Consider the following 12841-nt stretch of genomic DNA (forward strand, 5'->3'; position numbering starts at 1 on the left):
GAATCCCCAGAACGAGCGATCGCGCCGCTGGCGAGCCGCGGCGCGATCGCCGCCGTCAGTCCTCCACGACGATGGCCAGCGCCGGGCACACCACCGCTGCCTGCCGGACGTCTTCGGCGAGTTCGGCGGGCGGATTCGCGTTGAGCAGCACCACGACACCGTCCTCGTCGCGCTGGTCGAAGACCTCTTCCGCGGCCATCACGCACTGACCGGACGAGACGCACTTGTCCTGGTCGATGGTCACCTTCATCGAAACTCCTCGGGTTCGGGGTGGTTACCAGGTCACCGGCAGGCGGTAGACGCCGTAGACGGAACCGTCGTGCTTGAACGGGATCCGCGCCAGGTCTTCGGCCACCCGCAGGGTGGGGATGCGCCGGTAGAGCGTGCTGTAGACGACCTGCAGCTCCATCCGCGCGAGCGGCTGACCGAGGCACTGGTGCACGCCGAACCCGAAGGCCACGTGGTGGCGGGCGTCGCGGCGGAGGTCCAGCCGGTCGGGATCGGGGAAGGCCTCGGGATCGCGGTTGCCGATGTCGTTGGCCATGATTAGGCCGTCGCCGGCGCGGATGACGTGACCGGCGATCTCGATGTCCTCCAGCGCCACCCGACGCCGCCCGTTGTGCGTGATGTGCAGGTAGCGCAGCAGTTCCTCGACCGCGCCGGCGACCAGCTTCGGGTCGTCGGTTTCGCGCAGCAGCGCCAGTTGCTCGGGATGCTCCAGCAAGGCGAGCGTGCCGAGGGCGATCATGTTCGCGGTGGTCTCGTGACCGGCGATCAGCAGCAGCACGCCCATCCGCGCCGCTTCCGCCCGGGCCAGCTCCCCGGCCGCGACCCGCTCGGCCAGCCGGGACAGCAGGTCGTCGCCGGGGTTCGCGAGCTTCGCGCTCACCAGGTCGTCCAGGTAACCGGCCAGCCGGCCCAGCGCGGCGGCACGCTCGTCGGGACTCGCGTCCCGCTTGATGATGGTCTTGCTGTTCTCCTGGAAGAAGTCGTGGTCGGAGTAGGGGACGCCGAGCAGTTCGCAGATCACCAGCGAGGGCACCGGCAGCGCGAACGCCTCGACCAGGTCCACCGGGTTCGGGCCGGCCAGCATCTCGTCGATCAGGTCGTCCACGATCTTCTGCACGGCCGGCCGCATCGCGGCCACCCGCTTGACGGTGAACGGCGCGGTCACCATCCGCCGCAGCCGGGCGTGTTCGGGATCGTCCATCAGGATGAAGCTGACGCTGGATCCGCCCGGGCCGACCGGCGCCGAACTCGGGTAGCCGGGGCGCGTTATGTCGGCGCTGACCCGCGGATCGGCCAGCAGCGTCCGCTGCTCGGCGTAGCGGGTCACCAGCCACGGAGTGCTGTCGTCCCACAACCGGACCTTCGCCAGCGGGCCCGCCTCCTGCCGGGTCCGCAGGTCGGGTGGCGGGTCGAACGGGCAGCCCGCCGCCCGGGCCATCGGGAACTCCGGGACATCCGTCGATTCCTCGCGAACTGGGATCATCGTTCGCCCTTCCTGAGTCGTCGTCATGGGGCCGGTGCGGAGAGCGCCTCGACGACTTCGTTGCGGCGCAACCGGGTCTGCTTGGGCATGTTCCAACCCAGCACGCCGACGGCTTCGCCGTCGCGGCGGTACATCGCGACGAACCGCCGGTCCGCCGGATCTCCGTCCACAATGGTCGCTTCTGCTGCGGCCGTCGGCAGGCCGTGGACCAGGATCTTGGTGTCGTACTGGTCCGTCCAGAAGTGCGGCACGGGTGCGTAGGGCTGGTCCTCGCCGAGGATGTTGGCGGCGACGGCGTTGGCCTGCAGGGTGGCGTTCGTCCGGTTCTCCAGCCGCAGCGAGACGCCGAGCGCGTCGTGCTGCCAGCGGGCCACGTCCCCGGCGCCGTAGATCCCTTCCGCCGCCCGGCAGCGGGAGTCGCAGACGAGCCCGTTGTCCAGCCGCAGTCCGCTGTCCGCGAGCCATTCCGTCGCAGGCGCGGCGCCGAGCGCCACCACGACGACATCGGCGGGCAATTCGTCCCCGTTGTCCAGGCGCACGCCGGTGACCCGGCCGTCTTGCCCGGTCAGCCCGTCGACCGCCGTGCCCAGCCGCAGCCGGACGCCGCGCTCGGCGTGCAGTTCGCCCAGCAGCCCGCCGACCAGGGAACCGAACTGGCTCGCCATCGGTACCGGCTGCGGGCCGACCAGCGTCACGTCCGCACCCATTCCCCTTGCGGTGGCGGCGATTTCGGTGCCGAGGACGCCGTCTCCGACGACGACGACCTGCGTCGCGCTCAGCAAGGCCGACCGCAAGGCGACGGAGTCGTCGACGGTGCGCAGCACATGGACGCCGGTCAGGCCGTCCTGGCCGGGCAGCGTGCGGGGCCGGAGTCCCGTTGCCACGACGATGGTTTCGGCGTTCAGGGTGCGGCCGGAGGCGGTGCGGACGGTGCGCGTCGCCGGATCCAGGCCGACCGCCGGGTCGCCGAGGATGATCTCGGCGTCCAGTTCGGCCAGCTTCTCCGGCGACCGGAGCCGGACCCGCTCGGCCTCCCAGGTCCCGGAGAGGACCTGCTTGGACAGCGGCGGCCGGTCGTAGGGCAGGTGGGACTCGGCGCCCAGGAGGGTCAGGGAATCCCGGTATCCCTTGCGGCGCAACGCGTCTGCGGTGGCGATCCCGGCGGCGGACGCCCCGACCACCAGCACGCCGGCGGGGGCGTTCACGCGTTCTCGCCGAGCTCGATCGCCGCGGCCGGGCACACGCCGGCGGCCTCGCGGACCGCGGCGCGCAGCTGCTCGGCCGGTGCCGCGTCCAGCAGGATCACGACTCCGTCGTCCTCCCGCTGGTCGAACACCTCGGGAGCGAGCAGCGCGCATTGCCCTGCGCCGCAACACCTGTCCTCGTCAACGGCCACCTTCACGAGCATCCTCCTCGGCGGGATGTGGGCGATTCCAACGGAAATCAACGCGTGACCGGTGCCAGCCACATCCCGACGATAGCGTCGATCAAGCCGCTCGCGGCGTCCTGCCAGTTGTTCCGGGGCGTGGCGGTGCCCTCGGCGAGAGCGCGTTCGCGCTCGGCGCACATGTGCACCATGAGCTGGCGGGCCATGTCGCCGCGTTCCAGCCGCACGTCGACCGGCAGGGCGGGCAGGCACCGGTTGAGGCCGTCGAGTACCTGCAGCAGCGACGGCGCGGTGAGGGCCTCGTCGATCATGATCTCGCGCAGCGCGGGATCGGTCATGACCTGCGCCCCGAACCGGGCGAACCAGGTGGGACTGCCGAGGGCGGCCAGGTGCTCGGTGACCGGGCGCACCAGGCAGGCCACCCAGTCCCGCACGTCGGTGGAGCCGTCGGCCTCGGCGACCATGGCCAGGCGCAGCCGTTCGATCTGCTCGGTGTGCCGGCGCGCGATCGCCCGCACCAGGTCGGTCTTGGTGCCGAAGTGGTAGCCGACGGCGGTGTTGTTGCCCTGCCCCGCGGCCTCGCTGACCTGGCGGTTGGACACGGCGAACACCCCGTGCTCGGCGAACAGCCGTTCCGCCGCCGTCAAGATCTGCTCCCGCGTCGCGTTGACGCGCTCCGCCCGGATGGTCTTCCCGGCCATCGTCACCACCGCACCGGAAGTTCGCGGAGGCCGCCGACGGCGAGGCCTTCGACCCGGTCGAGGTCTTCCGCCGAGACGGCGAGCTCCAGGGTGGGAAGCCGGCGGAGCAGCACGTCGAGCACGGCCTGCAGCTCGGTGCGGGCCAACGCCTGGCCCAGGCAGGAGTGCGCTCCGGCGCCGAAGGCCAGGTGCGGGTTCGGGCTGCGGCCGAGGTCCATCTCGTCGGCGCCGTCGAACGCCGTGGCGTCGCGGTTGGCCGCGGCCATGCTGCACACCACGGTCGTGCCCGCGGACAGCCGGATGTCGGCGACCTCGGCGTCCTCGCCGATGTAGCGCGGCATGCCGAAGCCGGGGTTGGCGTCGAACCGCAGCGCCTCTTCCACCGCCGTGCGCACCAGCGTCCGGTCCGCGAGCAGCCGTTCCCACCGCGTCCGGTCGGCCAGCAGCATCGCCACCATCTTGCCGATCATGTTCGCGGTGGTCTCGTGCCCGGCGACCAGCAGTCCCTGGCCGGTGCCCACCAGTTCCGCGTCGCCGAGCCGGCGGCCTTCGGCGTCGGTGCCCGTGATGAGCTCGCTGAGCAGGTCTTCGCCCGGTTCCGCGCGCTTGGCGGCGATGTGAGCGGCCATGTACTCGACGAACTCGGCCTGCGCCGCGTCGATCTCCGCCTGCTCGTAGCGGGTCAGGTTGAGCAGCGTGTCGGACCAGTGCGCGAACCTGTCCCGGTCGCTGTCCGGCACGCCGAGCATGTTGCAGATGACCCACACCGGCAGCGGGAAACCCAGGTTCGCCTTGAGGTCCGCCGGGCCGCCGCGCGCCACCATGTCGTCGATGAGCCGCTCGGTCATCGCCTCGATCTCGGGCCGCAGCGCGGTCATCCGCCGTGCGGTGAACCACTTGCCGACCATCCGCCGCCACCGCTGGTGCGCGTCGCCGGACTGGGGGAGCGCGGTCGCCAGCGAACTGTTGAACACGCCGCCCGACTCGTTGGCCGAGATCCGGGCCGCGCCTTCGGCGCTGAGCTGCCGGGTGAACCGCGGGTCGGACAGCACCCGCTTGACGTCGTCGTAGCGGGTGAGCAGCGACGCCTCGTCGCCGCTGGGCAGCGACACCCGCGCGACCGGGCATTCCTGCCGCAGCTGCGCCCACTCCGCGGGCGGCTCCAGCGCCGCCGCGCTGGGAATCGGGTAGTCCAGCACCTGTTCGCCCTCGCTCGCCATGCGCGCTCCTCCGGTCGGTCTGCGACCAGTTAACCGATCCCGCTACTTTAAGTCAATCAACTGATTTAAAGTTCGGCCCGGCAACGCCGATCACTCCAACGGAGGCCCCGCCATGCCCAACGCCCCAGCCCGAACCGCCGACGCCGCGGTCACGGGCCCGCCGCGCGCGAACACCGTCGTGGCGGTGCTGGCCTTCGGCGGGATCGTGGTCTCGCTGATGCAGACCCTGGTGATCCCGTTGATCCCGGTGCTCCCCGCGCTGCTGGGCGCGTCCGCATCGGACACGGCGTGGGCGATCACCGCGACGCTGCTCGCCGGAGCCGTCGCGACCCCGGTCGTGGGCCGGCTGGGGGACATGTACGGCAAGCGGCGCATGCTGCTGAGCAGCCTGGCGCTGCTGGTGGCCGGTTCGGCGGTCTGCGGCCTCAGCGACTCGTTGGCGCCCATGGTCGTCGGGCGGGCCCTGCAGGGGCTGGCGGCCGGCGTCATCCCGCTGGGGATCAGCATCATGCGCGACGAGCTCCCGACCGAACGGCTCGGCTCGGCCACCGCGACGATGAGCGCCTCGCTGGGCGTCGGCGGCGCGCTCGGCCTGCCCGCGGCCGCGTTCCTGGCCGAACGCACCGACTGGCACGTGCTTTTCTGGACGTCGGCGGGCCTGGGTGCCGTTGCGACGGCGCTGGTGCTGGCATTCGTGCCGGAGTCAGACGTGCGCAGCGGCGGACGCTTCGACCTCGTGGGTGCGATCGGGTTGTCGGCCGGGTTGATCTGCCTGCTGCTGGCGATCTCCAAGGGCGCGGAGTGGGGCTGGACCGCTACCCGCGCCGGCGGCCTGCTCGGTGGGTCGGCCGTGCTGTTCTTGCTGTGGGGCTGGTGGGAGCTGCGCGTCGCCCGGCCGCTGGTGGATCTGCGCACCACCGCCCGCCGCCAGGTCCTGCTCACCAACATCGCGTCCGCGGTGTTCGGGTTCGCCATGTTCGCGATGTCTCTGGTGCTGCCGCAACTCCTGCAGCTGCCCGCGGCCACCGGCTACGGCCTCGAGCAGACGATGTTCGTCGTGGGGCTGGCGCTGGGCCCGTCGGGTCTGGTGATGATGGCCATGGCGCCGCTGTCCGCGCGGGTTTCGAAGGCCCGGGGCCCGAAGGTGACGCTGATGCTGGGCGCCGTCGTGGTGGCCGCCGGCTACGGCCTGGGCATCGTGCTGATGTCCGCGGTCTGGCAGCTCGTGCTCGTCTCCAGCGTCATCGGGGCGGGCATCGGCCTCGCCTACGGAGCCATGCCCGCGCTCATCATGGCGGCGGTGCCCGTCGCGGAGACCGCGGCCGCCAACAGCCTCAACACCCTGATGCGCGCCATCGGCACCTCGGTCTCCAGCGCGGTGGCGGGCGCCGTGCTGGCGCAGTTGACCGCGACGTTCGGCTCGCTGACCGTGCCGTCCGAGGCAGGCTTCCGGGTGATCATGGCGATGGCCGCCGCAGCGGCTCTCACCGCGCTCGCGATCGCAGCCTTCCTGCCCCGGCACGCCGCTCAGCGCGGCTGGTAGAGGGCGCTGCCCTTGACGTAGTCGGAATAGGGGATCGTCCAGTCGGGGATGTCGCCGTCGGCCGGGGTCAGCGGCCGGTCGGAGCCGACGATCTCCACCGGGTCGCCGATCTGCACGAAGTCGAAGAACCACTTGCCGTTGGCCGGCGACAGGTTGATGCACCCGTGCGACACGTTGGCCGCGCCCTGCTGCCCGACCGTCGCGGCGTTGACGTGCACGAACTCGCCGTTGTTGGAGATGCGCACGGCGTGCGGGAGGACCTCGTCGTAGTAGCCGGGCTGGCCCTTCTGCGGCCCGCCCCAGGTGTCCGAGCGCATCCGCGTCGACGTGTGCTTCTCGAAGGCCACGTGGACGCCCGACTGGGTCGGGTAGACGCTCCTGCCGTAGGAGGCCGGGAGCTCCCGGATCGGCTGGCCGTCCTGGAAGACGGTGAACGTGTGGGTGTTCACGTCGCCGATCGCGCGCTGGTCGCGCCCGATGAGGAAGCTGCTCTCGCTGTCGGCGGTGCCCATCACGCCGCCACCGGTGTCCACGCCGTACAGCTGCGCGCGCACCCGCACGGTGGTGCCGGGCTGCCAGTAGTCCTTGGGGCGCCAGTTGACCTGCTCGTCGCTCATCCAGTGGAACGAGCCCTCGGTCGGCACCGACGGCTCGACCGACAGGCGGCGCTCGATGGCGGCCCGGTCGGTCACCGGCCGGCTGAAGTAGACCGACACCGGCATGGCGATGCCGACCGTGTCGCCGTCGGTGGGCCGGGTCCGGTCGACGGTGACGGTGTCCACGGGCTTGACCGTGCTGAAGGTCGAGTTCAGCGGGGCCGACAGCTTCCGCTCGACGTCCTCGGCTTGGGCGTGCACTCGGTAGTTCGTGCCGAACGCCAGCGGCGTCGTCGTGCTCCACCAGCGGCCGCCGTCGCGCAGCGAACCGGGGATCGTCGTTCCCCCGTCCGTGGTAACGGTGACCGAGGTGAGCGTGCCCGCGTGCGCGGTGACGACCAGCGGTTCGCTGGGCGCGACCTGCGCGGCGCGGTCCGGCACCGAGGTCGTCACGGACGCCACCGAAGGCTTCGGCGGCGACGTGCACGAGGCCATTGCGCAGGCGAGCACGCCCCCGACGACGACCTGCCACGCTGTTTTGACCCGCATCCCCGGCCCCCGTCCCCTAGCCGTTCGGCCCGACATCAAAACCACTGTCCGGGGCGGGGGCGAACATCTCAACACGATCATGAGGCCGCACCGCCCCGCATTCGGTGGGCGGGGCCGGGTCCGCTACTTGCCGGGAAGCCGCCAGACGATGGGGTTCTCGTCGTAGTCGCCGCGCCGGAATTGACAGCACGAAACCCGTGTGTACTTTGTGTCGCTATAGCAGCACAAAGTGCACACGGGCCACGAGGCGAGCTGAACTCGGCCCTGCACAACGGGATTCCCGGTGTGATCTGCGTTGATGGCACCGGGCCCCGGCGGTGGATTCACCGCCGGGGCCCGTTCGCGATCAGGAGATCATGCGATGACGCTGTCGATCCAGCCGCGGAAGTGGCCGACGCTGGTGTAGACGTCGGGCGACTCGCCGCAGACGTGTCCGACGCCCCGGCTGTCCACGCCGACGACCTGCCAGCGGTCGCCGTCCTTGACCAGCAGCGGCGAACCGGAGTCGCCGCCGCACGGGCCGCGAACACCGTCGGGGTTGTCCGCGCAGACGTCGCCGTCGTGGATGCCCCAGGAGTCGTCGCCGTCCGGGCCCGCCACGCACTTCGGCGTGGTGGGCGGGATGAGCGAGGTGTCGAGCTGCTGGAGCTGCGTCGGCAGCTTGGTCGGGTCACCGGCGTCGGCGTTGGAGACGTAGCCCCAGCCGATCTCGCGGACCGCGGTGCCCGGCTCGGTGAGCTCGTCGGCCATCGGCGCCGGCGCGTCGTCGATCGGCCCGTCGAGGTGCAGGAGCGCGATGTCCTTGCCCAGCTCGCGGTCCTCGTACGAGTGGTACTCGGGGTGCACGACGATGCCCTGGAGCTTGGCGATGGTTCCGCCGGAGGTCCGGTCGTTGGAGCCGACGCGCACGTGCAGCAGCGCCGGGTCATCCACGACGTAGGCACCGCCGTTCGGGTCGGGGGTGGTGACGCAGTGCGCCGCCGTCACGACCCACTCCGGGCTGATGAGCGCGCCGCCGCAGCGGTGCGAGTTCGGGTCCCCGTCGCGTTCGTACTCTAATGACGTCATGAACGAGTAGGCCTGGTCCGCGGGCGTGCCACCGATGATCGACGGCGTCACGCCGCCGGTCGGCTCATCGGCCTGCGCCGTCCCGAAGCTCGTGAACGCGCCGACGGTGGCGACCGCGGCGGCCAGCGCCGCGGTGTGCTTCAGCGACCCCTTCACCCGCAGGTTCTTGGTCATTTCCTGTTGTCCTCCGATTTCCCCGCACGAAGATCACGTACGGTGTTGATCAAGGTAGTTCAGTCCGGAGGCGCGGGGGAGCGGATTCTGCAAGATCGAATCGGGGCCCGTTCTCAGGGCCGGCGCCCCATCAGGCGCAGCATCCGCTGCTGGCGGGTCTCGCCGGCGGAGGCCGCCGTGGCCGCAGCGAAGTATTGGTGCGTGCTGCCCGGGTCGAGCGGCCCCTCGGCGACGCCGGTGTAGAGCCACTCGAAGTTGTCGTCGACCCACTCGACGAGCCGCGGGTCCAGCTCCTCGGGGCCGCCGGTGGCGCGGGCTAGGTCCCAGCTGTGCACGACGGTGTCGGCGATCAGCAGGCCGAGCAGTTTGCGGCCGTTGACCGGGCCGAACGGGTAGTCCACGACCCGCTCCAGCGCCCCGGGCTCGCCGAAGGCGGCGAGGCAGCGGGTCGCGGCGGCGTCGAACGATCCGGCGGGGTCGTCGCCGAGCGCGTCCTGCTCGCGGATCACCAGGAACTGGGCGCTGTCGCCGCCGTGCAGCAGCAGCCGGTAGATCGCGTTCGCCTGCACCAGGTGGCTCACCAGCGCGCGCACGTCCCATTCGGCGCAGGGGGTCGGATCAGTCCACTGGCCCGGTTCGATCGACCGCACCAGGCGGGCGAAGTCCGCGTTCGTGCGGCGGAGGTGGGCGAACAGCACGTCGCCGGAAACACGCATGAGTCGATCATGGTGCGCGCCGCTCGCGCATGTCCGGCGGGAATCGGTCGCGGTACTTCCGGCGCAGTCCGCGTTGCCGAGTGGTCAATTGTGGACGGTTCGAGTGCTTCCGGCGCAGCAGAAGCTCCCGCCTGCGTGCAGACGGGAGCTACCGGAAATGCTGGACTGGACTATCGGGTTAGGTGTGGTTGCTGGTTGGGAAGAGGTTCCCGGGACTTCAAAGCCGGCTCAGCGCCAGCCGCCCCAGCCGCCCCAACGGCCCCAGCCGCCCCAGCCACCCCAGCGGCCCCAGCCGCCGCCCCAACCCCAGCCCCAGCCCCAACCCCAGCCGTGGCCCCAGCCCCAGCCGTGACGGTTGCTGAAGATCGTGCTGATCTGCATCGTGACCCCTCGTTAATCCCTGACGGGTGCAGCGCCGCACCGGGTCTTCCGGGGAGCACGAAGAGCTCACCGGGGCGCCCCGATGCTTTGCGACTGATCCTCCAGGCGGCGCGAGTGCGTCGTCGGATTCGCCGACTTTTGCCGGTACTTGTCACGGTATTGCCGGGAAACGGTCAGTAAAGGAGTCTTTTGCCCCGAGTTCGATCCGTAGTCGAACAGTCACGCTGGGTAGGTAGTGGATTTCAGGAGCGGTTGCCGGTCAGCGGAACCACGGAGTGCACTGTGGACAGATCACGCAGCGCGCCGCCGGGGTCAGGAGCTGATCGGCGATCCGGCGACGGGATCGGTGGCGGCCGCTGGCACGGCAGGGCGGGCGGTGACCACGACCGGGCCACCGCAGTTCCAGCATTCCGGCTCGTTCTCGGGCGCGGATCGCCCGGCGACGTCGCAGCCGGGGCACATCCAGGCGGTCAGGATGACGTGACCGCGGGGATCCTGTCGGGGACGCATGGGCAGCCACCCACTCTGTTCATGTCGGGTGTCGCCTGCACGGCGTGACCGCTCCGACGCGTGCTCACTCTGTTGGGCGGAAATTATTGGGTAGGTGGGCACGCGCAGTCAACAGTGTCGCGAGCCACGCCGAAGACGATCGTCCGGGCCGCGTCGCCGCAGATCATGCCGCCCTTGACAGCGCTCGGCACTGGGCGTCTCCTCGGTTTGGGCCGCCGGTTCGCGTCAGTGTTGCCGCTGGCGGCCGCAGGCGAGATCGCGTTGGTCTCAGGTCTTCGGGGGAAGGGCTGGCCCATGGCGACTTACGAATACGACTGCCCTCGGTGCGGTCGCTTCGAGACGCATCAGCCGATGGGAACGGCATCGGATTCGCATGCGTGTCCCGACTGCGGGCGATCGGCCCGCAGGATCTTCTCCGCACCGCACTTCACCGCCGTGCCCGCGCGGCTCGCCGCCGCGCTCGACCGAGCGGATCGCAGCAGCGCGGAGCCGGAGGTGGTCACCGAGGTGCCCGGCAGGCAGCCGACCAGGCCGCATCCGTCGCTGTCCCGGCTCCCACGCCCCTGACCGGGCCCAGGCGCCAGCGGAGGTGTCATCGGTGGCATATGTGGGATTGCTGTACGTCGGCGCCGTGTTGTTCCTCAACGGCGTCATGCTGTTGGGCAAGGCCGATCCGAAGGCGATCGGCGTGTTCAACCTCTTCGTCGGCGCGCTCCAGGTGATCACCCCGACGATCCTGATCGCGGTGAACCTCTCGGACCCGGTCACGGTCCTCAGCGCGTCGGGCATCTACCTGTTCGGCTTCACCTACCTGTACGTGGGGATCGGGCTGCTCGGCGACTTCGACTCCAGCGGCGTCGGCTGGTTCTCGCTGTTCGTCGCCATCATGGCGCTCGGCTACTCGTTCGCGAACTTCCGGCTGCTCGGCGACAGCCCGTTCGGCGTGATCTGGCTGTACTGGTCGTTCCTGTGGCTGCTGTTCTTCCTGTTGCTGGGCCTCAAGATGGAGCGGCTCACCCGCTACACCGGCTGGGTCGCCGCTATCGAGGGCTGGGTGACCGCCGCGATCCCGTCGTTCCTGATCCTGACCGGCTACTGGCAGAACCCGAACGCCATCGCGCTGGTGCTGGTCATCTTCGGCGTCGTCGTCTTCGTCTCGCTGTGGTTGTTCACCACCGGCGTGTGGTCGGTCCGGGGCTTCCGGGTGCTGCCCGCGCCCCACCGGCCGGCACATCAGTGAGGAGGATTTCCCATGCCAGAAGTGGCTTTCAGCGTCGACCAGTCGAAGTCGATGCGGGAACAGGCGGTGCCCGGGCACAACCGGTGGCACCCGGACATCCCGCTGGCCGCGATGGTCCGGCCCGGCCAGGAGTTCCGCATCGAATGCCGGGAGTGGACCGACGCGCAGCTCGGCAACAACGACTCCGCCAACGACGTCCGGGACGTCAACCTGGACCTCACGCACATGCTCAGCGGCCCCATCGGCGTCGAAGGCGCCGAGCCAGGCGACCTCCTGATCGTCGACATCCTCGACCTCGGTCCGGTGCCGCAGGAGACCGGCGAGGCCCCGGGGCAGGGCTGGGGCTACACGGGCGTGTTCGCCAAGGCCAACGGCGGAGGTTTCCTGACCGACTACTTCCCGGACGCCTACAAGGCGATCTGGGACTTCCACGGGCAGCAGTGCACCTCGCGGCACCTGCCGGGCATCCGCTACACCGGCATCACCCACCCCGGCCTGATCGGTACCGCTCCTTCGGCCGACCTGCTGGCCAGGTGGAACCGGCGGGAGCAGGCGCTCATCGACACCGACCCGAACCGGGTGCCGCCGCTGGGCCTGCCGCCGACCCCGCCCGGGGCGCTGGCCGGCCAGGCGGACGGCAGCGAGGCGCAGCGGATCGCCCAGGAAGGCGCCCGGACCGTGCCGGCCCGGGAGAACGGAGGCAACCAGGACATCAAGAACTTCACCCGGGGATCGCGGGTGTTCTTCCCGGTCTTCGTGAAGGACGCGAAGCTGTCCATGGGCGATCTGCACTTCAGCCAGGGTGACGGCGAGATCACCTTCTGCGGCGCGATCGAGATGGGCGGCTTCATCGACCTGCACGTCGACCTGATCAAGGACGGCATGGACAAGTACGGCATCACCACGAACCCGCTGTTCATGCCGGGCAACGTCGAGCCGCGGTACTCGGAGTTCCTGTCGTTCTCCGGGATCTCGGTGGACCACGACACGGACACGAACCACTACATGGACGCGACCGTGGCGTACCGCCGCGCCTGCCTCAACGGCATCGAATACCTCAAGAAGTGGGGCTACACCGGCGAGCAGGCGTACCTGCTGCTCGGCTCGGCGCCCATCGAGGGGCGGATCAGCGGCATCGTCGACATCCCCAACGCCTGCTGCACGCTCTACGTCCCGGCGGCGATCTTCGACTTCGACGTGCGGCCCACCGCGGCCGGACCCGCGCGCGAGGATCGTGGCCAGTGCGCCGTCACATCCTGATCAC

The 12841-nt window shown here is 70.4% G+C and carries 15 protein-coding genes; 4 read left to right on the forward strand and 11 right to left on the reverse strand.

Going from position 1 to position 12841, the window contains the following annotated elements; genetic code table 11:
• Positions 1 to 55: 55 nt before the first annotated feature.
• Genes AB0I53_RS13475 through AB0I53_RS13500 form a run of 6 tightly spaced genes read right to left on the reverse strand, consistent with a single transcriptional unit; the run spans position 56 to position 4800 of the window.
• Positions 56 to 250 (reverse strand): ferredoxin, encoded by a 195-nt coding sequence (locus tag AB0I53_RS13475; protein WP_358601232.1) that lies wholly within the window; start codon positions 248 to 250, stop codon positions 56 to 58.
• Positions 251 to 274: 24 nt separating this feature from the next.
• A complete protein-coding gene (locus AB0I53_RS13480; protein ID WP_358601234.1) occupies positions 275 to 1492 on the reverse strand; it encodes a cytochrome P450 in 1218 nt (405 codons plus the stop codon).
• A gap of 23 nt (positions 1493 to 1515) precedes the next feature.
• The gene (locus AB0I53_RS13485) at positions 1516 to 2697 is read right to left on the reverse strand and encodes an FAD-dependent oxidoreductase (RefSeq protein WP_358601237.1); all 1182 of its coding nucleotides are present in this window, start codon (positions 2695 to 2697) and stop codon (positions 1516 to 1518) included.
• Positions 2694 to 2894, reverse strand: coding sequence for a ferredoxin (locus tag AB0I53_RS13490; RefSeq protein WP_358601240.1), 201 nt, complete (start codon positions 2892 to 2894; stop codon positions 2694 to 2696). Before AB0I53_RS13490 ends, AB0I53_RS13485 begins: the two co-directional genes overlap by 4 nt.
• Before the next feature lie 41 nt (positions 2895 to 2935).
• Positions 2936 to 3580, reverse strand: coding sequence for a TetR family transcriptional regulator (locus AB0I53_RS13495; protein ID WP_358601243.1), 645 nt, complete (start codon positions 3578 to 3580; stop codon positions 2936 to 2938).
• Positions 3581 to 3582: 2 nt separating this feature from the next.
• Positions 3583 to 4800 carry a cytochrome P450 gene (locus AB0I53_RS13500; RefSeq protein ID WP_358601246.1) on the reverse strand — a complete coding sequence of 406 codons (1218 nt, stop codon included), beginning with the start codon at positions 4798 to 4800 and terminating at the stop codon, positions 3583 to 3585.
• Positions 4801 to 4912: 112 nt separating this feature from the next.
• Here AB0I53_RS13500 and AB0I53_RS13505 point away from each other — a divergent pair, with 112 nt between their 5' ends.
• The gene (locus tag AB0I53_RS13505) at positions 4913 to 6343 is read left to right on the forward strand and encodes an MFS transporter (RefSeq protein WP_358601249.1); all 1431 of its coding nucleotides are present in this window, start codon (positions 4913 to 4915) and stop codon (positions 6341 to 6343) included.
• Here the strand turns inward: AB0I53_RS13505 and AB0I53_RS13510 are convergent.
• The 5 genes from AB0I53_RS13510 to AB0I53_RS13530 form a co-directional block, all read right to left on the reverse strand.
• Complete coding sequence (locus AB0I53_RS13510; protein WP_358601252.1) at positions 6328 to 7488, reverse strand: Ig-like domain-containing protein; 1161 nt, start codon at positions 7486 to 7488, stop codon at positions 6328 to 6330. The two genes, AB0I53_RS13505 and AB0I53_RS13510, sit on opposite strands and share 16 nt — an antisense overlap.
• Before the next feature lie 354 nt (positions 7489 to 7842).
• Positions 7843 to 8730, reverse strand: coding sequence for a serine protease (locus AB0I53_RS13515; RefSeq protein WP_358601255.1), 888 nt, complete (start codon positions 8728 to 8730; stop codon positions 7843 to 7845).
• Positions 8731 to 8843: 113 nt separating this feature from the next.
• Entirely contained in the window at positions 8844 to 9446 is a 603-nt protein-coding gene (locus tag AB0I53_RS13520; protein WP_358601258.1) for a TIGR03086 family metal-binding protein, read from the reverse strand.
• Positions 9447 to 9674: 228 nt separating this feature from the next.
• Entirely contained in the window at positions 9675 to 9827 is a 153-nt protein-coding gene (locus AB0I53_RS13525; RefSeq protein WP_358601261.1) for a hypothetical protein, read from the reverse strand.
• Positions 9828 to 10139: 312 nt separating this feature from the next.
• The gene (locus tag AB0I53_RS13530) at positions 10140 to 10337 is read right to left on the reverse strand and encodes a hypothetical protein (protein WP_358601264.1); all 198 of its coding nucleotides are present in this window, start codon (positions 10335 to 10337) and stop codon (positions 10140 to 10142) included.
• 294 nt (positions 10338 to 10631) lie between these two features.
• On the opposite strand from AB0I53_RS13530, the gene AB0I53_RS13535 reads away from it, so the two are divergent.
• The 3 genes from AB0I53_RS13535 to fmdA are packed head-to-tail and all read left to right on the forward strand — an operon-like array spanning position 10632 to position 12837.
• Positions 10632 to 10904 carry an FmdB family zinc ribbon protein gene (locus tag AB0I53_RS13535; RefSeq protein ID WP_358601267.1) on the forward strand — a complete coding sequence of 91 codons (273 nt, stop codon included), beginning with the start codon at positions 10632 to 10634 and terminating at the stop codon, positions 10902 to 10904.
• 31 nt (positions 10905 to 10935) lie between these two features.
• Complete coding sequence (locus tag AB0I53_RS13540; protein ID WP_358601270.1) at positions 10936 to 11577, forward strand: AmiS/UreI family transporter; 642 nt, start codon at positions 10936 to 10938, stop codon at positions 11575 to 11577.
• Between the two features lie 12 nt (positions 11578 to 11589).
• Positions 11590 to 12837, forward strand: coding sequence for a formamidase (gene fmdA, locus AB0I53_RS13545; RefSeq protein ID WP_358601273.1), 1248 nt, complete (start codon positions 11590 to 11592; stop codon positions 12835 to 12837).
• Positions 12838 to 12841 lie beyond the last annotated feature (4 nt).

It is taken from the genome of Saccharopolyspora sp. NPDC050389 (assembly GCF_040655595.1).
GTDB lineage: Bacteria > Actinomycetota > Actinomycetes > Mycobacteriales > Pseudonocardiaceae > Saccharopolyspora.